We start from the raw sequence: 24,950 nt of genomic DNA on the forward strand, positions 1-24,950 counted from the left end.
CGCGGCGATGGTGAGCTTCTCCGGAGACGCCCGCCGGGCCGCGGCGGTGCCGCTGGGCGGTATCGGCACCGGCACCGTCGCACTGCGCGCGGACGGATCGCTGGACCAGTGGCAACTGGCCAACGTGATCAACCACGTCGCGCCCGCGCCGAGTACCTTCCTCGGGCTGCGGGTGGCGACGCTCGGTTCGGGCAGGCCCGCCGATCACGCGTCTCGGGTGTTGCGGGCACACCCGCCCGCCGCCCCGGCAACGCCACCGCAGGACTCGACCGACTGGCGAGTGCCCGACCGGCCCGCGATCGACTGGCCACTGCTGGCCGACTCGCGCGCCGAGGTCGACTACCCGTTCGTTCGTGTCGAGTTCGACGACGACACGCTGCCGGTGCGGGTCGCGACCGAGGCGTGGACCCCGTTCGTGCCAGGGGATCTGGACGCCAGCAGCCTGCCGCTGATCGAGCACCGGGTGGACATCGAGAACACCGGGCCGGCACCGTTGTTCGGATTCGCCGTGTACCACGGGCAGAACACCGTCGGCTGGGACGGCGCGAGCCCGGTGGACGGGGTGTGGCACGGCCGTTACGGCGGCAACGTGAACCGCTTGGTACGCAACGGAAACACCACCGCGGTCGTGATGGACAACCCCGGCCTGCGCGACGACGATCCGTTCGCCGGCGAGCAGGTGGTGGCCACCGACGCGCCGTGCTGGCCGTTGGTGCGCTGCGATGGACCGGCCGCCACGGCGGCGGCGGTCGCCGGGCTGGCGCTGATCGACTGCGCGGGTTCCGGAGACTGGAGCGACGCGCGGTTGCGCGCCAACACCGCCCGCCTCGCACCGCCGGTGCACACTCCGCACGGGCCGAGCCCGGCGGGCCGTACCTGGGACACCGCGCTCTGCGCGGCCTGGCACCTGGCGCCGGGGGAGCGGACGACGGTGCGCTTCGTGCACGCCTGGCGCTTCCCGAACCGCTACCTCGACTTCCTCCAGCAGTACGTGGACGCCGGGCCGGGTGGCAGACGCTTGTGGGTCGGCAACCACTACGCCACCCGGTTCGGCACCGCGATGGACGTCGTCCGGCACTTCCGGGAGAACGAGACGGACCTGCGGGCGGCGTCCCGGTCCTGGGCGGACGGCGTCGCGGGCACCGAACTGGCCGAGGCCGAACTGACCGAACCCGTGCGCCACCAGCTCACCCTGCAGTCGAGCAGCGTCCGCAACCCCGTCCTGTTCCGCACCGCGGACGGCCGCTGCTACGGGCACGAGGGCGGCAACGGCGCGTCCAACGAGTACTGGTCCGGCCACGTCGGCGGCTCGTGCCCGCTGAACTGCAACCACGTGTGGAACTACGCCCAGACCATGTCCCGGCTGTTCGGCGAGTTCGAACGGTCCATGCGGGACACCGAGTGGGCCGCGCAGGACGAGACCGGGTCGATCCCGCACCGCATCGTGCTGCCCGCCTGGCTGCCCCAGTACCGGGGCGGTCCGATCGGCGGCCCGAAAACGCCCGCGCTGGACGGCATGCTCGGTGCCGTCCTCAAGACCTATCGCGAGGCGCGTCAGGGTGGCGGAGCCGAACTGCTGTCCGCGCGGTGGCCGGAGATGCTGCGCGTGATCGACCATGTCGAGCACGGCTGGCACACCCGGGGCGACGGCATCCTGCGCGGACCGCAGCCGACAACCTACGACTATCCGCTGACCGGTCCGAACATGATCATCGGCTCGCTCTGGCTGGCCACACTCGCCACCATGTACGAGGTCGCCGACGTCCTCGGCGAACCGGGGCGGCGGTTCGCCGAACTGCGCGCCACCGCCGCGCGCAACTACCACGAACTGCTGTGGAACGGCGAGTACTACGTGCAGACCGAGCCCGCCGGCACCGACGACTACGGACTCGGCTGCCACGCCGACCAGCTCATCGGGCAATGGTGGGCGCACCAGCTCGAACTCGGCCACCTACTCGACCCGGAACACGTGCGCGGCACACTGCGCGCGATCCTGCTGTACAACGACCGCGAACGGGTCCCGGTGCCGGACCTCGGTGCGCGCGCCTTCGCCGACGGCGCCGACGGCGGGCTGGTGAACTGCAGCTGGCCGCACGGCGGTCGCCCGGACAAGCCCGTCCACTACTGCGACGAGAGCTGGGTCGGTACCGAGTACCAGGTCGCGGCGCACTGCCTGATGGAGGGCATGGGCAAGGAGGCCGCGGGCGTGCTGCGCGCCGTGCACCGCCGCAAGGACGGCACCCGCCGCAACCCGTTCAACGAGATCGAGTGCGGCGACCACTACGTGCGCGGGCAGGCGGGCTGGTCGGTCCTGGAGGCGGCGACCGGGTTCCGCTACGACGCCGTGCGCGGCAGGCTCACCGTCGACCGGGACTCCGGCACGTTCCCGTTCGTCGCGGGCGGCGCGTGGGGCCGGATCAGCGCGGCCGGCGGCCGCGTCCGGATCGCGGTGGTCCGCGGCACCCTGGACGTCGCCTCGGTGCGGATCGCGGGTACCGAGCACGCACTGAGCGCGCCGGTGCCCGCGGGCGAGTCGGTCGACGTCGGGGCCGGCTGATGGGTGCGTACCTGCTGCGCAGGCTCGGCATCAACCTGCTGGTGTTCCTGCTCATCTCGGTGGCGATCTTCTGGCTCGTGCACCAGACGCCGGGCGACCCGATCGCCAGCCAGATCTCGCCCGCGGACCGCAACGCCGGCAGCCAGGAACTGATCGACCAGCGCCGCGAGGAACTCGGCCTGAACGATCCGGTTGTCCTGCAGTACTTCAGCTGGTTCGGCCGCGCACTGCGGGGAGACCTCGGATACTCGCTGAGCGACGGGCGGCCGGTGCTGGAACTGCTCGCCGAGCGGATCGGGCCGACCGTCGAGCTGATGCTGGTCGGCCTGCTGCTGTCGATCCTGATCGCGTTCCCGCTCGGCATGTTCGCCGCCCTGCGCCGCAACACGATCGTCGACTACCTGGCCACGACCGTCAGCCTCGGCTCGGTGTCCTTCCCGCCGTTCTACCTCGGGTTGATCGCGATCTACGTGTTCACCCTGAAGTTCCAGCTACTTCCCTCCTCCGGCATCTCCGATCCCAGCAATCCCGGACTGGGCGACCTGCTGGCCCATCTCGTGCTGCCCGCGTTGATCCTCGGCTTCGGCAATTCGGGACCGCTGATGCGCTATGTGCGCAGCAGCATGATCACCGAACTCAACGCCGACTACGTGCGCACCGCGGAAGCCAAAGGCGCCTCGCGCAACCGGGTGGTCATGCGGCACACCCTGCGCAACTCACTGATCCCGGTGCTGACGGTCATCGCCACGAACCTCGGGCAACTGCTCGCGGGCGCCGTCGTCATCGAGCAGGTGTTCGCCTGGCCGGGTATGGGCCAGCTCGCGATCACCTCGGTGCGCTCCAGCGACTACCCGGTGATCATCGGTTTCGCCCTGCTCGTCGCGATTCTGGTGCTGCTGTCGAACCTGCTCGCCGACATCCTGTACACCGTCGTCGACCCGAGGGTGAGGCTGACGTGACCGCCACCGTCCCGTCCGGGAACGCCCCGGCCCTGCGCCGCTCGCCCGGCAGGCTCATGCTGCGCCGGTTCCTCCGGCACCGGCTGGCGGTAGCCAGCACGGTGCTGGTGTTCGTGATCATCGCGCTGGCCGTGTTCGCCGGGGCCGTCGCGGGCGTCGATCCGGACGCCACCGACCTGGGCGCGACCCGGCAGGGGCCGTCCGCGGCGCACTGGCTGGGCACCGACACCGTCGGGCGCGACGTGTTCTCCCGGTTGTTGCACGCGGGCCGGGTGTCGCTGCTCGTCGGCGTACTGGCCGCGCTGCTCGCGGTGGCACTGGGCACCGTGCTGGGCACGATCGCCGGGTACTTCGGCGGCTGGATCGACGGCCTGGTGATGCGGCTCGCCGACGTGTTCATGTCGTTCCCCTCGCTCGTCGTGATCATCGTGCTGGCCGGCATCATCGGGCCGAGCGTGCCGACGCTGGTGATCGCGATCGGCTTGTTCCAGTGGCCGGTCTGCGGCCGGCTGGTGCGCGGGGTGACGCTGTCGCTGCGCGAGCAGGAGTACGTGCTCGCCTCCCGGGCGACCGGCAGCAGCCCGGCCTGGCTGATCCGCAAGCACCTCGTACCCGCCGTCCTGCCCGCGGTCAGCGTCGCCGCCACCCTTGCGGTGGCCCAGGCCATCGGATTGGAGGCGACGATGTCGTTCCTCGGCCTCGGCGTGCAGGCGCCCGCGGCGAGCTGGGGCAACATGCTCACCGACGCGCAGAGCCTGACCGTCGTGCGGACCATGCCGTGGCTCTGGCTGCCGCCGGGCCTGGCGGTGGCGGTCACCGTGCTGGCCGTGAACTTCATCGGCGACGGGCTGCGCGACGCGGTGGATCCGAGGCAGTCATGACCGAACCGAACACGACCGAACCGAACACGACCGAACCGAACGAGCAGCCGCTGCTGGAGATCGACGGGCTCACCGTCGAGTTCGGTACCGACGACGGCACCGTGCACGCGGTCAGTGACCTGAGCCTGACCGTGCACGGCGGCGAGATCGTGGCCGTCGTGGGGGAGTCCGGTTCCGGCAAGAGCGTGACCGCGATGTCCGTGCTCGGGCTGGTCCGCGAACCACCGGCCCGCACACTCGCGGGCAGCGTCCGTTTCCGTGGCCGGGAGCTGCGTTCGTTGTCCCCCCGGGAGTTGCGCGGTATCCGCGGCGGCCCGGTCGGGATGATCTTCCAGGATCCGATGACCACGCTGAATCCGGTGATGACGATCGGCGCGCAGATCGCCGAGGCCGTCCGGCTGCACCAGCCGGAGGCCGGGAAACGCGAGGCGATGCGGCGCACCAGGGAGCTGCTCGCGCTCGTCGGCGTACCCGACCCGGCAGCGCGGGTGCGGCAGTACCCGCACGAGTTCTCCGGCGGCATGCGACAGCGCGCGATGATCGCCATGGCCATCGCGAACGACCCCGCGCTGATCATCGCCGACGAGCCGACCACCGCCCTGGACGTGACGATCCAGGCGCAGGTGCTCGGGTTGCTGAGGACGGCGCAGGCCGAGACCGGGGCGGCCACCATCCTCATCACGCACGACCTCGGCGTGGTGGCCGAACTCGCCGACCGCGTCGTCGTCATGTACGCCGGACGGATCGTGGAGACCGCGACCGTCTTCGACCTGTTCGCCCAGCCCCGGCATCCGTACACCCTGGGGCTGCTGGCGAGCCTGCCCCGGCTGGACGTGCCGACCGAGGAACTGCGGCAGATCCCGGGCAACCCGCCCGACATGGCCAACCCACCGGACGGATGCGCCTTCCACCCGCGTTGCCCGCTCGCGCGGGAGATCTGCCGCACCGAACGCCCGGTACTCGCCGACATCGGTGACGGCAGGCAGAGCGCCTGCCACTTCGCCGGCGAACTCGACGGACGGTCCGGCGCGCAGGTCTTCGCCGGTACACGAGCGGAGGTGCCCGAATGACCGGGACGAGCGAGCCGGTACTCGAGGTCGCGGGGCTGACCAAGCACTTCCCGGTGCGCGGCGGGGTGCTGCGGCGCACCGTCGGCGCGGTACGCGCGGTGGACGGCGTCGACCTCACCCTGCACCGCGGCGAAACGCTGAGCCTGGTGGGTGAGTCGGGCTGCGGGAAATCCACCACAGGGCGGTTGCTGGCACGGTTGCTCGACCCGTCCGCGGGCAGCATTTCCTTTCGTGGCCAGGACATCGCGACGCTGCCGCAGCGCAGTCTGCGGTCGCTGCGGCGCGACATCCAGATCATGTTCCAGGACCCGTACGCCTCGCTGTCACCGCGGATGACCGTGCACGACATCGTCGCCGAACCGCTGCGGGTGCAGCGTTGTTACGCGGAGGGCCGGGTACGGGAACTACTCGAACTCGTCGGACTGCGCGGTGAGCACGAGAACCGGTACGCGCACGAGTTCTCCGGCGGGCAGCGGCAGCGCATCGGCCTGGCCCGGGCCCTGGCCCTCGACCCCGAGGTACTGATCCTGGACGAGCCGGTCAGCGCGCTGGACGTCTCGGTGCAGGCGCAGGTGGTGAACCAGCTCCGCGAGCTGCAGCAGCGACTCGGGGTGGCCTACCTGTTCATCTCGCACAACCTGTCGGTGGTCCGGCACCTCTCGCATCATGTCGCCGTCATGTACCTGGGCCGCATCATCGAATCCGGCACCAGCGAACAGGTGTTCGGCACGCCCACCCACCCGTACACCCACGCGCTGCTCTCGGCGATCCCCACCCCGGAGCCGGTCGGCCGGGACACCCGCGAGCGGATTACGCTCACCGGCGATGTGCCCAACCCGAGCAGCCCGCCGTCCGGCTGCCGGTTCCGCACCCGGTGCCCGAAGGCGCAGGAGGTGTGCGCGTCCGAGGAGCCTGCGCTGGCCGATCGCCTCGGGACAGGGCATCCGAGCGCGTGCCACTTCCCGGAGCTGGCCCCGGTCCGCAGCCGTGACCGCCCCGCCTCGTCCACCATCGACACCCGGTCCGATCACTGAGCCACTAGTCAGGAGCAACCGTGCCCCGACAGCCGAGCAAGGTCCTGCGCTCCTCCGTCGACGACGCGCGGCCCGCGTCCGCGAACTACCACGCCAACGCGCTCGCTCGCGGTCTGGCGCTGCTGGAGCTGATCGCCGCGCAGCGCAGGCCGCTGACCCTGTCCGAGCTCAGTGAGGGCACGTCACTGCCGAAGAGCACCCTGGTGCGGCTGCTCGCGGTGCTCACCGAACTGTCCTATCTGGTGCGGGTCGACGATCGGCCGTCCTACCGGCTCGGTCACAAGGTGCAGGGACTGGCGAGCGCGTACCTGACCACCCTCGACCTCTCGGTGGTCGCGAGCCCGCATCTCGCTCCGGTGGCCGAACAGACCGGGCAGACCGCGAACCTCGGAATGATCGACGGCGACCAGGTGCTGCACGTGTGCGTCGCCGAGCCCGACCGGCCGCTCCGGTTCACCACCGCCACCGGTGCGCGCGACCACCTGTACTGCACCGGTCTCGGCAAGTTGCTGCTCGCCCAGCTCGAGCCGGCGCGGGTATCCGCCTGCCTGCCTGCCGAGCCGTGGCGGGCGTTCACCGACAACACGCACACGAGGCTGGATTCGCTGCGTGACGACCTGCGCCGTATCGCCGAACGCGGCTACGCCCTGGACGACAACGAGCGCAGCACCGGGTTGCGGTGCGTTGCCGTACCGATTCCGGTCCGCGGCGACGAGGGCGAGTCGGTGGCGGCCGTCAGCGTGTCGGGGCCCGCGGGGGAGTTCGGCGCCGCGCAACAGGAACAGTACGTCGCGCGGCTGCACGGGGCGGCCGCCGACCTCGCCGCCGATCCGGATGTCGAGGCCGCGCTTCGCCTCGCGCGGCGTTCCCTGCGCACTCCGGCGAGGCCGGCCTGATCTCGCCGCGCTCAGCCGAGGAAGGCGACCGCGTCGAGTTCGACGCGGACGTTGGCATGACCGAAATCGACGACCACGGTGGTACGCGCGGGTGGTGCGGCACCGAAGCGCTGGGCGTAGATCGCGTTGAACGGCGCGAACAGCGTCGCGTTGGACAGGTACGCACCCACTCGCACCACCTGTTCCACGCTCGCGCCGCCCGCGCGCAGCACCGCCTCGACGTTGTCCAGCGCGCCGCGCACTTCCCGCTCGAAGTCGCCGACGTAGATGCCACCCTCGTCGTCGGTCGCGGTCTGGCCGGAGACGAACAGGAAACCGCCCGCGCGCACACCGTGCGAGAGCGGGACGGCGGGCTGTGCGAACTCCGGCGGATGAATGCGTTCGATCACGGACGGCTCCTGACGTTGATGGTCGGGCACAGGGAACCACATTTCGGGTGGGAGGTGCACGGGTGATGCTGTTGCGCGGTGGCACGGTGATCGACGGCAGCGCGGCGCCGGCGCTGCGTGCCGACGTCCTGGTGCGGGACGGGCACGTCGCGGCGATCGGTGCCGGCCTGGATGCGCGGGGCGCCCGGCAGGTGGACGTGACGGGCGCGGTGGTGTGCCCGGGTTTCGTGGACATCCACACCCACTCCGACCTGACCCTGCTCGCCAACCCGGACGCGCCGAGCAAGGTGCATCAGGGCGTCACCACCGAAGTGGTCGGCAACTGCGGTCTCGGCGTGGCTCCACTGCCCGCGGGCTGTGACCGGGCCGCGATTCGCGCGGCTGTGTCCTATCTCGACCTCGATCCGGACGTCGCGTGGCCGTGGGACGACATCGACGGTTACCTGGCCACGCTGGAGAAAACGCCGCCGTCGGTCAATGTCGCCACCCTCGTACCGCATCTCGTGCTGCACGCGGCGACCGTCGGTTTCGGTGACCGCGCGCCCGGGCCCGCGGAACTGGATGCCCTGTGCGGGCTGCTGGCCGATGCGCTCGACGCGGGCGCGGCCGGATTGTCGACGGGCCTGGTGTACGCGCCGCTGACCTTCGCCCGGGAGGCCGAGCTGGACGCGCTCGCCGCCGTCACGGCCGCGCGCGGCAAGGTTTTCGCCTGGCACGTCCGAAGCTACGACGACGACCTGGTGCCCTCGGTCCGGCAGGCCGTCGACGTCGCACGGCGCACCGGGTGCCGTACCCAGATCTCCCACCTGGCGGCCGTCGGGCGGCGCAACTGGGGAACGGTGCGCCAGGCGCTGGACCTGGTGGACGCCGCGCGCGCCGAGGGATTCGACATCGGCGTGGACGTGTACCCGTACCTGCACGGCAACGCGCCGCTGGCGCAGTTGCTGCCCGCCTCGGTGCAGGAGAACGGGCTGGACCCGGCCCGGCTCGTTGATCCGGCGGTGCGCGCGGAGGTCCGGCAACACTGGGCACACCAGCCGCTTGGCTGGGCGGAGATCACGGTCAGCCGAGTGCCCGATGCCGCACCCGTCACCGGCCACACGATCGCCGAACTGGCCGTGATCCAGGCCCGGCAACCCGACGAGGTCGCCCTGGATCTGCTCGCCATGTACGGCACCGGTGTGCTGATCGTGGCGGGCGGGCGCAGCGAGGACGACCTGCGCACCGTGCTCGGCCATCCGGCGACCGTCGTCGCCTCGGACGGCCTCGCCCTCGACCCGCACGGCGTCACCGGCGCGGGCAGCCCGCATCCGCGCAGCTACGGCTGCTTCCCGCGCTACCTCTCCCGCTACGCGGGGGCCGACCTGCCCGCCGCAATCGCACGGTGCACCTCGCGGCCCGCGGCGATCGCCGGCCTGACCGACCGCGGAGTGCTGCGCCCCGGCGCGCCCGCCGACCTCGTGGTGCTGCGCCCGGAACTCATCCGTGACACCGCCGATTTCGCCGAACCGCAGCGTTATCCGGACGGCATCGACCTCGTCCTCGTGGGCGGCGAACCGGTCGTGGTGAACGGGACGCACACCGGTGCGCGTCCGGGGTCGGTGCTCCGAGTGAGAGAGGGAATCCGATGATCGATGTGCACACACACTGCCACCTCAGCGAGCACTGGGGCTGCGAGTGGCACCGCAACTGGAAACCGGTGTACGGCTACGACTACCGCGACTGGACACCCGAGGAGTACGACGCGGCGATGTCCGGCGGCGGCGTCGACCTGGCGTTCGTGTTCGGGCTGCGGGCTTCCCGGGCGGGCGTGCGCACTCCGAACGAGTACGTGCAGGACTTCTGTGCGCGCACCGAAACACCGACCGTCGGGTTCATGGCTCTCGATCTCGCCGACGAGGACCTCATGACCCAGCTCGCCGACGGCATCGCCCGCGGCCTGCGCGGCGTGAAGCTCTACCCGGTGCTCGCGCACTTCGACCCGCGCGACGAGGCGTACGACGGGTTCTACCGGGCCGCCGCCGATGCCGGGCTGGTGTTGTTGTGGCACATGGGCGCCACCCCCAGCCCGGAGGGCAGACTCGAGGTCAGCCAGCCGCTGGTGGTGGACGAGGTCGCCCGGCGGCACCCAGGGCTGGTGCAGATCATCGCCCACCTCGGGCACCCGTGGCAGCGCGAGTCGATCGTGACCCTGCGCAAGAACCGCAACGTCTACGCGGACGTCTCCGGGGCGTGGGCGCGGCCGATGGAGGGTTACTTCGCCTTGGCCCGCGCACAGGAGTGGGAGGTGGTACCCAAGCTGCTGTTCGGCTCGGACTTTCCACTGTGGACACCCGCAGAGGCAGCGGCCGGCCTGCGCTCGATCGCCGATACCCGGCCGGCGGGTATGCCCGGGATCAGACCGGAGACGCTGGAGTGGCTGCTGGACGGCGACCCGCGCGAAGCACTGGGGATCGCCGGATGAGCGCGCCGGAGTTCCCGCGGCCGAGCACTGTGGACGCACTGCCGACTCCGGCGCTGCTCCTGGAGAACACCCGGCTGGAACGCAACATCGCCGCGATGGCGCGGCGTTACGACACGGCGGGAGTCGCGCTGCGCCCGCACGTCAAGACGTCCAAGTGCTGGGAGGTCGCCCGCAGGCAACTCACCGCCGGCGCCATCGGGTTCACCTGCTCCACCCCCGCCGAGGTCGACTGGTTGCGGGAACGCGGTGTGGCCGATCTGTTGTGGGCGCACCACCCGATCGGCCCGCGCAAGGTCGAGTTCGCGGTGGCCGCCGCCGCACGCGGCGGTCTCACCGTCACCCTCGACTCACCGGAGGGCGCCGCCCCGCTGGCCGCTGCCGCCGCGGCGGCCGGGGTGGTCGTGCCCTTCGTGCTCGAGGTGAACACCGGGCACGCCCGCGGCGGCGTCGAGCCGGAGCTGGCCCGCGAGCGCGCCGCGGCGATGGCGGCGCACTCCTCGCTGCGACTGCGCGGGGTGCTCACCCACGAGGGCCAGTTGGCCGGCTACGTCGGCGACCGCCCCGGCCTGGAACGGGCGGGCCGCGAGGCGGGCACGCTGCTGTCCCAGGTGGCGGGGGAGCTGCGCGACGCGGGCCACGGCATCGAGCTCGTCTCGGTCGGCTCGACGCCGGGCGCCACCTCCGCCCCGTTCGCCGGCGGCGTCACCGAAGCGCGGCCGGGTACCTACGTCTACTTCGACGCCAACCAGGTCCGTCTGGGCAGTGCCACGCTCGACGACTGCGCGCTCACCGTCCTGGCCACGGTGATCAGCATCCAGCGTCCGCAGCGGGTGATCATCGACGCGGGGATCAAGGCGATGAGCTCCGACACCATCGCCGCCGCCGGCTCCCTCGGCCTGGTCTGTGACCAGGAGGGCAGGCCGCTGCCCGAGGTCACCTTCGCCGACGGCAACGAGGAACACGGCTTCCTGACCGGTGCGGGCGCCGCGGCCCTGCGCGTCGGCGACCTGGTGCGGCTGGTGCCCAACCACGCCTGCGGCACCACCAACATGTGGAGCGGGCTGTACGTCGTGGACGGCCCGGCGGTGACCGATCGCTGGGCGATCTCGGCGCGGTACTGACTCCGGCGGGCCGCACGTATTGACATGGAACGGCATTCCGCGTGAGCTGATCCCATGACAGCAAGCACCACTGGGGACGTCGTCGCCCACTACCAGCGGGACGGATTCGTCGCGCTGCCACGACTGTTCGACGCCGCGCGGGTCGTCGAGATCGCCGAGAGGATCGAGGACGCCGGTGCGCGCGCCGCGGAGCGGATGGCGCCCGGTGACTTCGTCCTCGAACCCGGCGGCAAGGTCCGCAACCTGTGGCGGCTCGAGACCTACGACGAGTACTTCCGCGAACTCGGCGACGATCCGCGTCTGCTGGAGACCATGGGCGCGTTGCTCGGCGGTGAACCGGTGCTGGCCGCGGTCGAGACCTTCAACAAGCCCGCCCTGCAGGGCAGCGCCGTACCGCCGCACCAGGACAACGCCTACTTCTGCCAGCAGCCACCGGACATGCTCACCGTCTGGGTCGCCATCGACGCCACCACGGCGACCAACGGCCCCGTGCACTATGTCCGGGACAGCCGCGCGGAGCTGTTGCCGCACAAGGGATCCGGCATCCCCGGCAACTCGATGCTGCTCGCCGACCCGCCGTCCTACGACCAGTCGCGGGTGACCGTCGGGCTGCTGGAGCCGGGCGACGCGATGGTGCACCACTGCCAGACCGTGCACTGGAGCGAACCCAATCGCACCGAGCAGCGGCGCACCGGCCTGCTGTTCGTCTACCGGGCCGCGCACACCCGGACCTCGAAGGACCTGCGCGCGCAGTATGAGGCGGCGGCCGCGGCCTATGCCGCGCAGCAGGCCGAGCGGGGATGACGCGGCGCCCTCGGCCGGGCACGGCGGGGGCGCGAACAGGATCGCGGTCAGCGCGCGGGGAGGCCGGCGGGTAGCGATGACGGGCGGTCTGCCGGGCGATCCGCGCACCGGCGCGGCGAACGGCGGTCGAAGGCGACGGCGCCCGGACAGCCGAGCGCGCCGGCCTCGTCGGCGGCATGCGGTGACCGGCCGTTGGTCCATCCCGGCGCGATCCCGGCCGGCGACGTCCTGATCCGGCCAACTTGTTGACATGGAACGATATTCCGCGTGTGCTGATCGCAATCGGGTCGAGTCCCAGGAGGCACAGTGCATCGGCAACGGACCCCCATTCTGGTCGCTGTCTTCGCGTTACTGCTCACCGTGTTGTCGCCCGCGGCGGCAGCGACGGCCCAAGCGGCGAACACGGTGCGCACCTTCGAGGAGGACGCGGTCGGCGCGGTCCCGGCGGGCTGCGCGGCCCCGGCCGGTGGCACCGCGGCCGTGGTCAGTGACGTGCGCGCCGCGGCAGGCGCGCACAGCCTGCGGCTCAACGACCAGTCCACGGCCACCACGGTCGGCATCACCTGCCCCGACACCGCGCGACAGGGTGTGGACCTGAGCTTCGCGGCGTATCCGGCCCAGTTGACGAACGGCTTCTCCTACAGCCTGCTCGGTCACCTGGAAGGCATCGACACCGAACGGTCGGTGTTGCACCTGAGCGTCACCCCCGAGGGCGCGCTGCGGTGGTACGACGGGCTCGGCTGGACGCAACTGACCCCGGCCGGGACCGTCCCGGTGAACGAGTGGAGCACGCTGCGAGTGCAGGTGCCGAGTTCCCAGGAAGCCGCGTACCTCTATGTCGACGACCGCTACGTCGGCGAGGCCGGGTCGTGGGGAGTCCGGGCGGTCACCGATGTCACCGGCTTTCAGATCACCGGCAACGGCACCGAGACCGCGGGCGACGAAGTGTTCGTCGACGACGTGAGTATCGGCGACGCGGTCGACACCCCACCCGCGCGCACCCAGCCGTTCACGGTGGGCCCGGACGTCACCATCGCGACCTCCGACACCCACGTGCAGATGCCCAACACCGCGGTGAACGTGACCGTCGACGGACAGCAGCAGACGCTGGTCGCCTACCCGACGCACGGCGACGCGAACGACGTGGGCGGCACCGGAATGGCTGTCTCCACCGACAAGGGCACCACCTGGAGCGACGCCCAGTCGCGCAACCCGATGCCGGAGGCGCATTCCTACGGGATGACCAAGCTGGCGAACGGTGACATCCTCGCCGTGGGCTACCAGACCTACATGACGCCCAACTCCGGCGAGCGTTCCGCCGAGGTGCCGACCGCGATCTCGCACGACAACGGCCTGACCTGGACCCGCCGGGCGGGAGTGATGACGACGCCGGAGGCGATGCGCCCGATCAACAACGTCACCGATCGCCCCGGCTCACCGCTCGGCGGTTTCGTGCTCGTGCACAACGTCGTGCAGAACCCGGACGGTTCGCTGCTGCAGTCGGGCTACGGCTACTACGCGAACGACACCAAGTTCCGGCAGATCGTGCTGCGCTCCACCGACGGTGGGGTGAACTGGGAACTGCTGACCACTGTCGCCTACGACCCCGGCCTGTCCCCCGAGCCGCGGTACGAGGGCTTCGACGAGGGCGCGATCGAACGCACCGCGAACGGCGATCTGCTGATCGTCATGCGCACCGGCAGCTTCCAGCAGATGTACTCCGCCCGTTCCGCCGACGACGGCGCGACGTGGAGCGCACCGGAGCCGGTCCTCGCGGATTCGATACCGGTCACCGGCATCTACCCGACGCTGACCCGGCTCGCCTCGGGCGAACTGGCGCTGTGGATAGGGCGGCCCGGCCAGGCGCTGCTCGTCTCCCGCGACGGCACCGGCAACTCGTGGACCCCGCCACAGACGGTCGACTACCGCAACAGCGGCAACGGTACGTTCGTCCCCGTGGACGACGACCACCTGCTCACCTTCGGCGACCGCGGCGCCGACTGGGCCGACCCGAAACCGCTGGAATCCCGAGTGTGGTCTCGGCTGGTGACCATCAACCGGTGACCGGTCCGCCGGACCGCACCACGGTGACCGCGGCGAGGACCGCGCACGATCTCGCCGTCCGATACCGGGCCCGGTATCACGTCCGGGACCGTGGCGGTGGGCCGTGCTCTCCCGGCGAGATCGGCCGGCCGGACCCGGTCCTGGGACGACGCAGGGGGCCGCTCAGGTGGTCCAGCCGCCCGAGACCGGGATGAGCTGGCCCGCCAGGAAGTCACTGGCACCACTTGCCAGCGCCAGTGCCAGTTCCGCGGCCTCGTGGCCCTTGCCGAGCCGGCCGGCCGGGATGTCGGCTTCGAACGACTCGCGCACGGACCGGTCCGCGAGCATGTCCTCGGTGTAGTACATGTTGTTCTCGATGTGGGCCGGGCCGATCGCGTTCACCTGAACGTTGTGCGGCGCCGCTTCGGCGCCGACGACCTGGAGGAAGGCGTTCTGCGCGCCGCGCGCGGCCGAGTAGATCGACAGGCCGGGTATCGCGCGCTCCGGGGTGGCGCTGGTGATCGCGACGATCTTGCCCGACCCGCGTTCGAACATCTGCGCAAGCGTGGCGCGCACGATCCGCAGCAGGGGCCAGACCAGCGCGTCGATGTAGCCCCGCACGGCCTCGTCGGTGAACTCGGTGGGTCGCACCATCATGCCGGTGACCGGCATCGCCTCCGGTGGCCCGGCGAGATTGGCGACCAGCACGTCTATCCGCCCGCTGCGCGCGACCAGCTCCTCCGGCTCGTCCGGCCCGGTCAGCTCGCTCTCGTCGGCGAGCACCGTCGCGCCCTCGGCGCGGAACAGTTCGACCACCGGCGGTCCCAGATAGCGGTGCGCGTGGGTGACCAGCACCCGTCGTCCGTCCAACCTCGAGCTCATCGAATCACTCCTGGAGATCGTTGCCATGGCGTGACAAACGAGCTTAGAAGGATGACGTCCATCCCGCTGCGCAGTCCTGTTAGGACATACCCCGCGACGGACGGGCTGCGCCGGTCTGGCGCCCCGTGGCAGGATCAGATCGATGATCGATCCCGGACTGAGGGACAGGACAGTTCTCGTCACCGGTGGCGCGATGAACATCGGCGCCCAGATTTCCCGAGCGTTCGCAGCACAGGGCTCGCGTGTCGCCGTCCACTACGTGGCGGGCGCCGCGTCCACGGCGACGGAGCATGTGCGGGCGACCCACGACGAGGTCGACGCGTTCGTCGGGTCATTGCCCGATGCCATCGCCGTGGAGGCGGACTTTCTCGGGCCCGGTGCGTCGGCGCGATTGCTGGACCAGGTCGAGGCTCGTCTCGGACCCATCGACGTGCTGGTCAACAACGCCGCGCACGCCGAGGACGCGGACGCGTTCGACAGCCTCGACGAAGGCGGCGTGGAGCGCACCTTCCGGGTCAACACCGTCGTGCCGACAATGCTGCTGGCAGAGTTCTCCCGCCGGGTTCCCGCCGACGCGGGCGAAGGATCGAGATGCGTCGTCAACATCTCGACCGATGCGGCGCGGGGGTTCCCGGGACAAGTCGCCTACGGTGCCTCGAAAGCCGCGCTCGACTCGCTCACGCGCGGTGCGGCCATGGATCTCGGGCCGCGGGTCCGCGTCAACGGTATCGCGCCCGGGCCGGTGCAGACGGGCTGGATGAGCGAGGAGGTGATCCGCGCCGTGACTCCGGCCATCCCGCTGGGCCGGGTGGGCGACCCGAGTGACATCGCCGACGCGGCGGTCTTCCTGGCCTCCCACCAAGCCCGCTGGATCACCGGGCAGATCATCCAGGTCGCCGGAGGCCACTGGCTCTGAGCGCCGGACGTGAGCGCCCGTACGTTCCGCCGCCGTCGCCACGGCCAGAAACCGTTGGCCCGCCGCGGTTGCCGGCGTGTCCTCCGCCGGATCAGCACGCGCGCCGTGGCCGCCGGTGCTCCGCCGAGCATGGGACCCGTGCCTGCCGCCTCGTACCCGGGGTCGTCAGAGTATTCAGCGCCGGCTACGGCCGGCGAGGGAGCGGACGAAGTCCGCGATCTCCATCGGTTTCTCCTCGGCCATGAAATGGCCCGCCCCAATGGGCTCGAACGTCAGGTCCGGTGCCCACGCGCGCCAGAGCGCGGCGGCGTCGAAGCCCAGTCGGGCCCCCCAGTCCTGGGAAACGACGGCCACCGGCATGTCGAGTGTCCTGCCGGCCTCCCGGTCCGCGCGGTCCATGTCGAGGTCGATGCTCGCGGTGGCCCGGTAGTCGGCGACGATGGAGTCCACCGCGTGCACGGAGCTGTCGACGTAGTGGCGGCGGACCTCGGGGGTGAAGGCCGTGCCCTCGGTGTCCCAGGCGTCCAGGAACGAGCCGAAGAACTCGGGCGCGACCGCCCTGATCATCTTTTCCGGAAGTCCCGCGGGCTGCGCCATGAGGTACAGGTGCCAGGCCACCTTGGCCTCGGCCCCGCGCAGGACCTCCCAGGTGTCGAGCGTGGGCAACACGTCGAGGATTCCGAGGTACCGCACGGCGCGCGGGTGGTCGAGTCCGGCGCGGACGGCGACGAGGGCGCCCCGGTCGTGACCGACCAGGCCGAAACGTTCGTGCCCGAGCGCTTCGGCCACGCGCAGGACGTCCAGGGCCATGGTCCTCTTCGAGTAGGTCTGCGGTCCCTGCTCCGCGGGCTTTCCACTCTGCCCGTACCCGCGCAGGTCCGGAACGATCACCGTGTGCCGGGCGCGGAGCTCCCGAGCGACCTGGTGCCACATGTAGTGGGTCTGCGGGAAACCGTGCAGGAGTACCACGGCGGGACCGGTGCCCGCGACGGCGACGTTCAGGTCCACGCCCTGCTCACCGGGCAGGGTCCGGTACTCGAATTCGGGGATGGTCAACGGGTTCATTGAGACTCCTCCGGAGATGACGTGCCGGCCGAGGGGGTGGGGTGGCCGGAGAAGATGCCGGCCGGGGGTTCGTGGTGGAGCCGGGCCGTGGCGCGCAGGGCCGGGATCAGGATCGAGTCGACGAGAGCTTCGAGATAGCCGGTGTCGATCTCCAGCGCGTTGAGCCGGCGGAGCAGGATCGCGGCGCCCGTCACCTCTTCGTAGGGAAAGGGGTGCACGCCCTCGGGAAGCTCCCCGCGGCGGACCGCGGCCTCGATGACGGTGGCGGGCAAGCGAGCGCCGGTCGGGCCGACCGCTCGCTCTATCTCCTCGCACAGCTCCGGGTCCTCGAGTCCCGCCTGGAGGAGCAGCACCGCGGCCTGGGCGTCCGCGGAGCACATGGACCGGACGAGGCGCCGGCACAGCGCGAGCAGATCCCCGCGCAGGCTGCCGGTGTCGATCTCGTCCGGCCCGTCGCGGCGGGCGGGGCCCGCCTTCACGGCGGCGACCACCATGTCCCGCTTGCCCGCCCACCGCCGGTATAGCGTGGCCTTCGACGCCCCTGCCCGGCGCGCGACCTCCTCGAAGGTCACGCCCTCGTAGCCACGCTCGGCGAGCAGCGCGGTCACGACCGCGAGGATCTCGCTCTCCCGCCGGGCGTCCCGGGGGCGCCCGGCGTGGCCGGCGGGCGGACCGTTATCGGCATAGTTTCGATACGACACGTTTCGTACCGTATCATTCGAAGGTTCGGGTCACGCCGTTGCCGGCCGGGTCAGCGGCCCTTGGCTGCCTTCGGGTAGTGGCGGCGCAGGTTGGCGGCGAGGATGCGGTCGAGCGTGCGGTCGGACAGGATCCGGGTGAGGCGGGTGATGAGGGCGGAGTCCCGGCCGATGGTGTAGCGGGCGCGGGGCCTGGGGGTCGTCACGGCCTTCGCGATGACCAGGGCGGCGGCCTCGGCGGTCACGCCCGATCCGGTGCCCGAGGCCATCAGCCTGTTGTTCGCCTTCACCAGGCCGCCGTAGCGCTCGTCCTGCTCCGGCGTCATCCCGGCGGCCAGCTCGTTCGCCGTCGCGACCCCGCGGCCGGCGATCTCCGTGCGGACGCCGCCGGGCTCGATCACCACTACCGGCACGCCCAGCGGCGCGACCTCCCGGCGAAGCGAATCGCTGACCGCTTCCAGGGCGAACTTCGCGCCCGCGTACGCGCCGTAGGTGGCCATGGCGACCTTGCCGCCGACCGAGCTGATGTTGATCACGCGGCCCTTTCCGCGCAGCAGTGCGGGCAGGAGTGCCTGCGTCACGGCGATGTGGCCGAACAGGTTGACCTCGAACACCCGTCGCCACTGCGCCATCGGCATGGTTTCCACCGGGGCGTTCACCTGGATGCCGGCGTTGTTGACGAGCGCGTGCAGCGTGCGCTCGTCCTCGGCGACCCGGGCGACGAGCGCCGCCACCTGCTCGGGCTCGGTGATGTCGAGAATGACCGGCTCGATGCCGGGCGATCGGATGGCGTCTGCGTCCTGGTCGCGTCGCACACCGGCCAGGACGTGGAATCCCTGACGGGCCAGTTCGCGGGCGGTGGACGCGCCCATGCCCGTGGAGGCTCCGGTCACGACGATCAGCTTCCGGGGTTCAGATGACGTTGTCACCTTCGTTACGGTACCACCTCAGATGACACTGTCACCTATATGGTGGACTCATGGTCACCCGTGCGGAGTCCGCCGCCGTCACCCGTCGCGCCCTGCTCGACGCCGCCGCCGAACTCCTCGACCTCGGCGGCCCCGGAGCCGTCACCTTGCGCGAGGTGGGTGCGCGGGCGGGCGTGACACGGGGAGCGCCGTACCGGCACTTCGCGGACAAGGACAGTCTGCTGACCGCCGTGGCCACCGAGAGCTGGGAACGGATCAGCGACCAGGTGCGCGCTCTGCGGATCGACCCCGCCCTGCCTGCCTCCGAGAAACTGCGCGGCGCTCTCCGCGTCCTCATCGGCGTCGGCCGGGAGCAGCCGCACCTTTACCAGGTGATGTGCAGCGCGCCGGCGGGCGATCCCACCGCGGCCCAGCGCGCGGCCGGACGCTCCCAGGACGAGTTCCGGGAGATCGTCGCCGCCCTGGTGGGGGAGCGCGACGCCCGGCACTACGGCGCCCTGCTGCTCGCCGGTGCCCACGGCATCGCGGGCATGGAGGTCAGTGGCTACCTGGCCGCGGACCAGTGGCACACCACCGCCGACGAGGTCGTCGACACCCTCGTCCGCATGGTCGCGGGCGACACGACGTAGCCACGCCACGCCGCCGGGGATGTGGCCGAACCTGGCCGCGATCGTCACCGGGACGGCGGTCTCACCGAGAACGTGCCGCGCCGTTTCGGGTACCCCTCACCGGGAAGGGCAGGCGTCAGCCGGGGTCAGGGAGGAACGGGCGACGGGGAAGTCGAAATAGGTGTCCGGGAACGGTTCCCCGGCGAAGGTGAAGTGCCACCACTCCGTCTCGATGCCGTCGAATCCCTGTGCCTTCATCGCATCCCGCAGCAGATCACGGTTCGCACGCTGTTCACCGGTGACCCGCGGATCGTCGGTATTGGACAGCGTGTCGAAACAGTCGTACCCGGTGCCCATGTCGACCATGTTGTCCGGGAACCGTTCCCCGGCCGGGGCGGTGCACGCCGTCAGCGGCTGTCCCGGCACGAAGTCCGGCTGCGGGGCGGGCGGGGTGCGCACCAGGGTCAGGTCCACGGTGCTGCCCCGGGAGTGACCGGACTTCTCCGCGATGTAGCCCTCCTCGAACAGGCGCGACTTGTCGATGTCCGGGTAGAACTCGGCCTTCATCTCGGTGTCGTCCGGATCCTCGGCCCAGGCGACGAAATCGTCGACCGAGCGCTGCGGGCGGAAGCAGTCGTAGACCTTGAGCGTGTACCCCCGCGGCAGCAACTGTTGCTGCGCGGTACGCAACGCCTCCGCCGCCGGCCGGGTGATGATGCACATCGGCTCCAGGTAACCGTTCACCGGGCGTCCGACGAAGTCGTGCTCGCCGGTGTACCGGATCTCCTGCAGGATCGTCGAGTCCACATCGGACAGAGCGACGAACTCCGGTGGGGCCGTCGGCTCGTCGGTGGCGGCGGCGAGCGGAGAGGCCAGCACCAGCAGAGCCGCGGTCAGCGCACCGATGCGCGAGACGGGGAATCGCATCGCCCCGTTGTAGCACGCACCGAGGTCGCGGTAATGCTCCTTATGGAGCAACGATCATCGGCGTCGAGTACGGAGATTCGCGTGCCACGAAGGGGATTGCGGGCCCGTACGCGGGCACGGCCGGCGCCCGGCCTGGTCTCACCGCCCGACACGCAGTGCTGGGGCGCCGGACACGGGGTGCTGGGGCGCGCGACACGGGGTGCTGGGGCGCGTGACACGGCGGCGTGGCGGCGAGAACGGACATCCGGCGGCGAGGTCCGTCGCTAGGATGCGCGGATGGCCACCGAGTGCCGGGCACTCCGTCCGATCGACCTGGCCAGGGCCGCGGGCATCTCCGTCCAGCAGGTACGCAACTACGCGGACGCGGGCCTGCTGCCTCCGGCGCCGCGCTCGCCCTCCGGGTACCGCCGGTTCGACGCCCGGCATCGGGACGCCCTGCTCACCTACCGGGCACTGGCGCGGGGCTACGGCCCGGCCACCGCGCGGGCGATCATGTGGGCTGTCCACGACGGGGACGTGTCGCGGGCGCTGACCATCGTCGACGAGGGGCACGCCCTGCTGCACCGGCAGCGCGAGGACCTGGCCGCCGCGGCCGGTGCGCTGGAAGCCGTCGCCGAGCAGGTGCCGCCGAGCCGGGAGACGCCGAGAACGGGCCTGCGGATCGGCGAGGTGGCCAGCCTGCTCCGGCTCCGCGCGTCCGCGCTGCGCGTCTGGGAGGACGCGGGCCTGCTGACGCCCCGGCGCGAACACGGCACGAAGTACCGCAGCTACGGCCCCGCCGACGTCCGGGACGCGCGGATGATCGCCATCCTTCGCCAGAGCCACTACCCACTGGCGCAGATCCGGCCGGTGCTGGACGGCCTGCGGGAGTCCGGCAGCAGTGCCGCGCTGCGGGACGCGATCGCCCGTCGTGGGCAGGCACTGACCTCGCGTTCGGCCGCCGTGCTCGGCGGTGACAGCAGGCTGCACGCCTACCTCGGCCAGGGGTGACCGGAAACCCGGTGCCGCGTGGCGCGGCGGAACCCGTGCCACAGCCGGGGAACAGGAGCAGCGGGGAAGATCGCACGCTCGGCGGTGGTGACGGCGTGTGTCCATCGCTACCCCCAGCAGCGATGGACACACGTCGTCGTCCGCTCGAGCCTCGCCGCGCCCTCTTGGCGAGCCGAGCCCAGCATCCAGCAGCGGGCCATCGCGCGAACATCGGCGGAAAATCGCAGGTCCCAGCAGCGAACCTCGGTTTCCGATGTATGTTCGATAGCGTTTCGATAGCGTGCAGGGCACCATGGGACGGGACACGAGAATCCAGTTGCCGCAGGAAGGGTCCCCATGCGAGTCGTACGCGCCGCGTCCCTGATGGCCGGAATCGCGATCGCCGTAACCCTCGGTTTCGGTGCCACCGCGCAGGCCTCCACCGTCGAATCCGCCCAGGCCGGGGACACCCCGGTGGTGGAGACCCAGAGCGCTTTCCCGTTCTTCCCCTGGTGGCCGTGACCCCGGTGTCCGCCGCGGCGTGACTCCGGTCCCGCCGCGGCGGACGCCCCGCCGGTGCTGAACCCGCCCGCCTCCCGCGGTCCGCCGGAAAGTCACCCGGCCTGGGCATAATGAGCCGCATGCCGAGCCAGCCGACCTCCACAGCCCGCCGGCTCACGGTCTGCCTCCTGGGACCGTTCGAGGTCCGGATCGACGACCGGAGATGTCCGCTCGGTGGTTCCCGCCAGGAAAAGCTGCTGGCCACCCTGTTCCTCTCGGCCGGTGACACCGTCACCACCGCCGCCCTCATCGACGCCCTGTGGGGCGACCGCCCGCCGGACACGGCCCGCAGGCAGATCCACAATGCGATCGCCGCACTGCGCCGCAGTCTCGACGAGTTCCGGACGATCGTCCGCACGGAACGGGACGGTTACCGGCTGGACGCGGGCGACAGTGTCGTGGATGCCGACCGGTTCGCCCGGACGGTCGAGGCGGCCCGCGCGGACCGGGCGGCGGGCGACCCGGATGCCGCGATCGAAAAGCTGTCCGCCGGGCTCGCGCTCTGGCGCGGCCGCGCGTTGCAGGGAATGACCGGCCAGAACGTCGAGGCCGCCGCCGCGCGCCTCGACGAGCAGCGGCTCGCGGCGCGGGAGCTGCTCATCGAGTGCAGGCTCGACCGGGGCGAGAGCAACGCCGTCGTCCCGGAAGTCACCGAACTGGTCGCCGTCCACCCGTTCTGGGACAGCTTCCGCCGCCAGCTCATCGTCGCCCTGCACCGCGCGGGCCGTCAGGCGGAGGCCCTGCACGCCTACGAACGCGCCAGGGTCTTCCTCGCCGACGAACTCGGGATGAGCCCGGGGGAGGAACTGCGCGAGCTGCACTCGACGATCCTGCGTTCGGACAGTCCCGACGCGGCCCCCCGGCCCGAACCGGCCGCCCCGGCGCCCGCGGAGTCGCCTGCCCGGCCGGACGCGCCCGCGCCGCGGTTCTTCCTGCCCTACGCCGTCGCTGACTTCACCGGACGCACCGCCGAGGTCGGCAGGCTGGTGACGATGGCCGAGTCCACCGACGACCCGGCCGTGGTGATCACGGCGATGAACGGCATGGCCGGCATCGGCAAGACGACGATCGCGGTCCGGGTCGCGCATCTGGTGGCCAGGGACTACCCCGACGGGCAGCTCTTCATCGACCTGCACGGCTACACGCCCGGCCAGCGGCCGCTCGACCCGGCCAACGCGCTCGACGTGCTGCTGCGCACGCTGGGCGTTCCGCCGGAGCAGATTCCCGACGGCGTGCAGTCACGGGCAGGGGCGTGGCGGTCCGCGCTGGCGGGCAGGCGGATGCTGGTGGTGCTCGACAACGCGAAGAACGCCGAACAGGTCCGTCCGCTGCTGCCCGGTGCCCCCGGCGTCCGGGTGCTGGTGACCAGCAGGCACCGACTGTCCACATTGGAGGGTACGACCTCGTTCTCGATCGACCTGATGCCGCCGGCCGAGGCCGCAGACCTGTTCCGGCGGGTGGCGGGGCCCGATCGCACCGACGCCGACTCGGCGGCCAGGGTGGTCGAGTTGTGCGGGCACCTCCCGCTGGCCATCCGGATCGCCGCCGCGCGCTTCCGCAACCACGCCCGGTGGACGGTCGAGCACCTGATCGAACGGCTCCGGGACGAGCGGCGCAGGCTCACCGAACTGTCCTCGGAGGACCGCAGCGTGATGGCCGCGTTCGCGGTGTCCTACGGGCATCTCGATGCTCCGGAACAACGAGCTTTCCGTTTCCTCAGCCTGCATCCAGGAGCCGACTTCGAGGTGTACGGAGCCTCGGCACTGCTCGGGGTCGGTGCGGACGACGCGGAGCGGCTGCTGGAGAACCTGCTCGACGCGAACCTGCTGTCCCAGCACGCCGTCGACCGTTACCACTTCCACGACCTGCTGCGGCAGTACGCCAGGGCCACCGCCGAACGGGACGAGCCCGCGGCATCCCGCCGGGAGGCCGTGCTGCGGCTGGCCGAGCACTACCTCGCGCTCGGCCGCGCGGGCGAGCGGATCGTCGGCGCCGCGGGCACGGCGGACGGGCTCCCCGGCGAGGGGCTGCCCGAGCTGCGGTCGGGGGAGAACGTGCGGGAGGTCGTCGACGCGGAGCAGCGCAATTTCTCGGCGATCATCCGGCACGCGGCCGAGAACGGCCTGCATGAGCAGACCTGGCGGCTGGTGGCGGTGCTGTGTCCCGCGCTGCTGCGGCACGGACAGGTGGAGGACACCGTCGCCTGCTACCGGATCGGTCTCGCGGCCGCGAAGGAGTCCGGTGACCGGGACGGGATGACGGTGCTGTACCGGAATCTGAGCACCACCTACGTCGGACTGGGCCGGTTCGACGAAGCGCTGGACGCGCTCGGCGATGGCCTGGCGATCGAGCGGGAACGGGGCGACTCCCAGGGCGCGGGCCGCATGCTCGGCAACATCGCCATCGTCCACATGCGACAGGGTCAGTACGAGGAGGCGCTGACCCACCTCGATCGTTCCCGGGAACTGTTGTACGACAACGGGACCGCCAGGGACCGTGCGGCGATTCTCGGCAACCTGGGGGTGGTGCACAGCAAACTCGGCCGGTACGGCGAGGCGGCGAGGTACCACCGGGAGGCGCTGGCCATCAACACCGAGCAGGGGAACCGGGCGTTCGAGGTTTCCGGGCTGGTGAACGTGGGCTGGACGTGCACGCTGGCCGGTGAACTGGACACGGCCGCCGACCATCTGCGCCGGGCACTGGAGCTCAGCCGGGAGGTCGGTGCCCGGGAGGACGAGGCCCGCAGCCTGTATCTGCTCGCGGACTGCCTGCTGCGCGGCGGGGAGCCCGAACGCGCGCTGGAGCACTGCCGGGAGGGACTGGTGCTGGCCAGGGAGATCGCGAACCCGGACATCGAGGGGCACGCGCTCGACGTGCTCGGCCGGATCCACGAGCGGCTCGGCGACCTGGACGCGGCCGGCGGGTGCTTCGACCGGTTGATCCGCCTCTCCGGGCGTACCGGCCAGAACTTCAAGGAGGCCTTCGCCTACGACGGCCTGGGCCGGATCGCGGCCGTGCGCGGCGAGCGGGCCGTGGCGCTGGACCACTGGGAACGCTCACTCGCCGCGGCCAGGGCGGCGAGACTGCCCGAGGCGGCAGCCATCGAGGAGCGGATCGCCGAGCTGCGCGGGTCCGGGACGCCCGCCTGAACAGGACCGCATGGCGGCGTCCCCTCCG

22 protein-coding genes are annotated in these 24,950 nt (G+C 71.3%); 16 read left to right on the forward strand and 6 right to left on the reverse strand.

What is annotated here, in order from left to right; translation table 11 throughout:
• The first annotated feature begins 7 nt into the window (after positions 1 to 7).
• From CFN78_RS04215 to CFN78_RS04240, 6 genes are read left to right on the forward strand one after another with little or no spacing between them, the layout of a single operon-like run.
• Positions 8 to 2,557: a GH116 family glycosyl hydrolase gene (locus CFN78_RS04215; protein WP_094861242.1), complete on the forward strand. Its 2,550-nt coding sequence runs from the start codon at positions 8 to 10 to the stop codon at positions 2,555 to 2,557.
• Entirely contained in the window at positions 2,557 to 3,516 is a 960-nt protein-coding gene (locus CFN78_RS04220; RefSeq protein WP_094861243.1) for an ABC transporter permease, read from the forward strand. Before CFN78_RS04215 ends, CFN78_RS04220 begins: the two co-directional genes overlap by 1 nt.
• On the forward strand, positions 3,513 to 4,397 hold the full coding sequence (gene opp4C, locus CFN78_RS04225) for an oligopeptide ABC transporter permease (protein WP_240519256.1): 885 nt from the start codon (positions 3,513 to 3,515) through the stop codon (positions 4,395 to 4,397). The genes CFN78_RS04220 and opp4C overlap by 4 nt, the downstream gene beginning before the upstream one ends.
• The gene (locus tag CFN78_RS04230; RefSeq protein ID WP_094861244.1) at positions 4,394 to 5,467 is read left to right on the forward strand and encodes an ABC transporter ATP-binding protein; all 1,074 of its coding nucleotides are present in this window, start codon (positions 4,394 to 4,396) and stop codon (positions 5,465 to 5,467) included. The genes opp4C and CFN78_RS04230 overlap by 4 nt, the downstream gene beginning before the upstream one ends.
• Positions 5,464 to 6,501: an ABC transporter ATP-binding protein gene (locus CFN78_RS04235; protein WP_094861245.1), complete on the forward strand. Its 1,038-nt coding sequence runs from the start codon at positions 5,464 to 5,466 to the stop codon at positions 6,499 to 6,501. The genes CFN78_RS04230 and CFN78_RS04235 overlap by 4 nt, the downstream gene beginning before the upstream one ends.
• Before the next feature lie 20 nt (positions 6,502 to 6,521).
• The gene (locus tag CFN78_RS04240; protein WP_094861246.1) at positions 6,522 to 7,397 is read left to right on the forward strand and encodes an IclR family transcriptional regulator; all 876 of its coding nucleotides are present in this window, start codon (positions 6,522 to 6,524) and stop codon (positions 7,395 to 7,397) included.
• 11 nt (positions 7,398 to 7,408) lie between these two features.
• Here the strand turns inward: CFN78_RS04240 and CFN78_RS04245 are convergent, their stop codons facing one another.
• Positions 7,409 to 7,786 (reverse strand): RidA family protein, encoded by a 378-nt coding sequence (locus CFN78_RS04245; RefSeq protein WP_165777439.1) that lies wholly within the window; start codon positions 7,784 to 7,786, stop codon positions 7,409 to 7,411.
• Between the two features lie 65 nt (positions 7,787 to 7,851).
• Here CFN78_RS04245 and CFN78_RS04250 point away from each other — a divergent pair, with 65 nt between their 5' ends.
• The 5 genes from CFN78_RS04250 to CFN78_RS04270 all read left to right on the forward strand — a co-directional run bounded on the left by CFN78_RS04250 (position 7,852) and on the right by CFN78_RS04270 (position 14,239).
• Positions 7,852 to 9,417: an N-acyl-D-amino-acid deacylase family protein gene (locus CFN78_RS04250; RefSeq protein WP_133116283.1), complete on the forward strand. Its 1,566-nt coding sequence runs from the start codon at positions 7,852 to 7,854 to the stop codon at positions 9,415 to 9,417.
• Positions 9,414 to 10,250: an amidohydrolase family protein gene (locus tag CFN78_RS04255; protein ID WP_094861249.1), complete on the forward strand. Its 837-nt coding sequence runs from the start codon at positions 9,414 to 9,416 to the stop codon at positions 10,248 to 10,250. The genes CFN78_RS04250 and CFN78_RS04255 overlap by 4 nt, the downstream gene beginning before the upstream one ends.
• Positions 10,247 to 11,371: an alanine racemase gene (locus CFN78_RS04260; RefSeq protein ID WP_094861250.1), complete on the forward strand. Its 1,125-nt coding sequence runs from the start codon at positions 10,247 to 10,249 to the stop codon at positions 11,369 to 11,371. The genes CFN78_RS04255 and CFN78_RS04260 overlap by 4 nt, the downstream gene beginning before the upstream one ends.
• Before the next feature lie 54 nt (positions 11,372 to 11,425).
• The gene (locus CFN78_RS04265) at positions 11,426 to 12,175 is read left to right on the forward strand and encodes a phytanoyl-CoA dioxygenase family protein (RefSeq protein ID WP_094861251.1); all 750 of its coding nucleotides are present in this window, start codon (positions 11,426 to 11,428) and stop codon (positions 12,173 to 12,175) included.
• Between the two features lie 306 nt (positions 12,176 to 12,481).
• Positions 12,482 to 14,239 carry a sialidase family protein gene (locus CFN78_RS04270; RefSeq protein ID WP_094861252.1) on the forward strand — a complete coding sequence of 586 codons (1,758 nt, stop codon included), beginning with the start codon at positions 12,482 to 12,484 and terminating at the stop codon, positions 14,237 to 14,239.
• A 162-nt stretch (positions 14,240 to 14,401) separates the two neighbouring features.
• Here the strand turns inward: CFN78_RS04270 and CFN78_RS04275 are convergent, their stop codons facing one another.
• On the reverse strand, positions 14,402 to 15,100 hold the full coding sequence (locus tag CFN78_RS04275) for an SDR family oxidoreductase (protein WP_165777440.1): 699 nt from the start codon (positions 15,098 to 15,100) through the stop codon (positions 14,402 to 14,404).
• 142 nt (positions 15,101 to 15,242) lie between these two features.
• On the opposite strand from CFN78_RS04275, the gene CFN78_RS04280 reads away from it, so the two are divergent.
• Positions 15,243 to 16,016 (forward strand): SDR family NAD(P)-dependent oxidoreductase, encoded by a 774-nt coding sequence (locus tag CFN78_RS04280; RefSeq protein WP_094861254.1) that lies wholly within the window; start codon positions 15,243 to 15,245, stop codon positions 16,014 to 16,016.
• Positions 16,017 to 16,190: 174 nt separating this feature from the next.
• Here CFN78_RS04280 and CFN78_RS04285 read toward each other — a convergent pair whose 3' ends face one another.
• The 3 genes from CFN78_RS04285 to CFN78_RS04295 are packed head-to-tail and all read right to left on the reverse strand — an operon-like array spanning position 16,191 to position 18,708.
• The gene (locus CFN78_RS04285) at positions 16,191 to 17,081 is read right to left on the reverse strand and encodes an alpha/beta fold hydrolase (RefSeq protein ID WP_094861255.1); all 891 of its coding nucleotides are present in this window, start codon (positions 17,079 to 17,081) and stop codon (positions 16,191 to 16,193) included.
• Positions 17,078 to 17,782 (reverse strand): TetR/AcrR family transcriptional regulator, encoded by a 705-nt coding sequence (locus tag CFN78_RS04290; protein ID WP_094861256.1) that lies wholly within the window; start codon positions 17,780 to 17,782, stop codon positions 17,078 to 17,080. The genes CFN78_RS04285 and CFN78_RS04290 overlap by 4 nt, the downstream gene beginning before the upstream one ends.
• A gap of 50 nt (positions 17,783 to 17,832) precedes the next feature.
• Positions 17,833 to 18,708, reverse strand: a complete 876-nt coding sequence (locus CFN78_RS04295) for an SDR family oxidoreductase (RefSeq protein WP_094861257.1) — start codon at positions 18,706 to 18,708, stop codon at positions 17,833 to 17,835.
• Between the two features lie 50 nt (positions 18,709 to 18,758).
• Between CFN78_RS04295 and CFN78_RS04300 the strand changes: the two genes are divergently transcribed.
• Positions 18,759 to 19,337, forward strand: coding sequence for a TetR/AcrR family transcriptional regulator (locus CFN78_RS04300; protein WP_094861258.1), 579 nt, complete (start codon positions 18,759 to 18,761; stop codon positions 19,335 to 19,337).
• A gap of 96 nt (positions 19,338 to 19,433) precedes the next feature.
• On the opposite strand, the gene CFN78_RS04305 is transcribed toward CFN78_RS04300, so the two are convergent.
• Positions 19,434 to 20,243: a M15 family metallopeptidase gene (locus CFN78_RS04305; protein ID WP_094861259.1), complete on the reverse strand. Its 810-nt coding sequence runs from the start codon at positions 20,241 to 20,243 to the stop codon at positions 19,434 to 19,436.
• Positions 20,244 to 20,519: 276 nt separating this feature from the next.
• Between CFN78_RS04305 and CFN78_RS04310 the strand changes: the two genes are divergently transcribed.
• From CFN78_RS04310 to CFN78_RS04315, 3 genes are all read left to right on the forward strand, one after another.
• Positions 20,520 to 21,233 (forward strand): MerR family transcriptional regulator, encoded by a 714-nt coding sequence (locus tag CFN78_RS04310; RefSeq protein ID WP_094861260.1) that lies wholly within the window; start codon positions 20,520 to 20,522, stop codon positions 21,231 to 21,233.
• A gap of 336 nt (positions 21,234 to 21,569) precedes the next feature.
• Positions 21,570 to 21,734 carry a hypothetical protein gene (locus CFN78_RS29025; RefSeq protein ID WP_165777441.1) on the forward strand — a complete coding sequence of 55 codons (165 nt, stop codon included), beginning with the start codon at positions 21,570 to 21,572 and terminating at the stop codon, positions 21,732 to 21,734.
• A gap of 119 nt (positions 21,735 to 21,853) precedes the next feature.
• The gene (locus CFN78_RS04315) at positions 21,854 to 24,922 is read left to right on the forward strand and encodes an AfsR/SARP family transcriptional regulator (RefSeq protein ID WP_165777442.1); all 3,069 of its coding nucleotides are present in this window, start codon (positions 21,854 to 21,856) and stop codon (positions 24,920 to 24,922) included.
• The last annotated feature ends 28 nt before the right edge of the window (positions 24,923 to 24,950 follow it).

This window comes from Amycolatopsis antarctica (genome assembly GCF_002262875.1).
Taxonomy (GTDB): domain Bacteria; phylum Actinomycetota; class Actinomycetes; order Mycobacteriales; family Pseudonocardiaceae; genus Amycolatopsis; species Amycolatopsis antarctica.

Bases quoted from the DNA above. Each gene is read 5' to 3' on its own strand.
- CFN78_RS04215 (WP_094861242.1), top strand. From the start codon at position 8: ATGGTGAGCTTCTCCGGAGACGCCCGCCGGGCCGCGGCGGTGCCGCTG.
- CFN78_RS04220 (WP_094861243.1), top strand. From the start codon at position 2,557: ATGGGTGCGTACCTGCTGCGCAGGCTCGGCATCAACCTGCTGGTGTTC.
- CFN78_RS04230 (WP_094861244.1), top strand. From the start codon at position 4,394: ATGACCGAACCGAACACGACCGAACCGAACACGACCGAACCGAACGAG.
- CFN78_RS04235 (WP_094861245.1), top strand. From the start codon at position 5,464: ATGACCGGGACGAGCGAGCCGGTACTCGAGGTCGCGGGGCTGACCAAG.
- CFN78_RS04250 (WP_133116283.1), top strand. From the start codon at position 7,852: ATGCTGTTGCGCGGTGGCACGGTGATCGACGGCAGCGCGGCGCCGGCG.
- CFN78_RS04255 (WP_094861249.1), top strand. From the start codon at position 9,414: ATGATCGATGTGCACACACACTGCCACCTCAGCGAGCACTGGGGCTGC.
- CFN78_RS04260 (WP_094861250.1), top strand. From the start codon at position 10,247: ATGAGCGCGCCGGAGTTCCCGCGGCCGAGCACTGTGGACGCACTGCCG.
- CFN78_RS04265 (WP_094861251.1), top strand. From the start codon at position 11,426: ATGACAGCAAGCACCACTGGGGACGTCGTCGCCCACTACCAGCGGGAC.
- CFN78_RS04275 (WP_165777440.1), bottom strand. From the start codon at position 15,100: ATGAGCTCGAGGTTGGACGGACGACGGGTGCTGGTCACCCACGCGCAC.
- CFN78_RS04280 (WP_094861254.1), top strand. From the start codon at position 15,243: ATGATCGATCCCGGACTGAGGGACAGGACAGTTCTCGTCACCGGTGGC.
- CFN78_RS04285 (WP_094861255.1), bottom strand. From the start codon at position 17,081: ATGAACCCGTTGACCATCCCCGAATTCGAGTACCGGACCCTGCCCGGT.
- CFN78_RS04300 (WP_094861258.1), top strand. From the start codon at position 18,759: ATGGTCACCCGTGCGGAGTCCGCCGCCGTCACCCGTCGCGCCCTGCTC.
- CFN78_RS04305 (WP_094861259.1), bottom strand. From the start codon at position 20,243: ATGCGATTCCCCGTCTCGCGCATCGGTGCGCTGACCGCGGCTCTGCTG.
- CFN78_RS04310 (WP_094861260.1), top strand. From the start codon at position 20,520: ATGGCCACCGAGTGCCGGGCACTCCGTCCGATCGACCTGGCCAGGGCC.
- CFN78_RS29025 (WP_165777441.1), top strand. From the start codon at position 21,570: ATGCGAGTCGTACGCGCCGCGTCCCTGATGGCCGGAATCGCGATCGCC.
- CFN78_RS04315 (WP_165777442.1), top strand. From the start codon at position 21,854: ATGCCGAGCCAGCCGACCTCCACAGCCCGCCGGCTCACGGTCTGCCTC.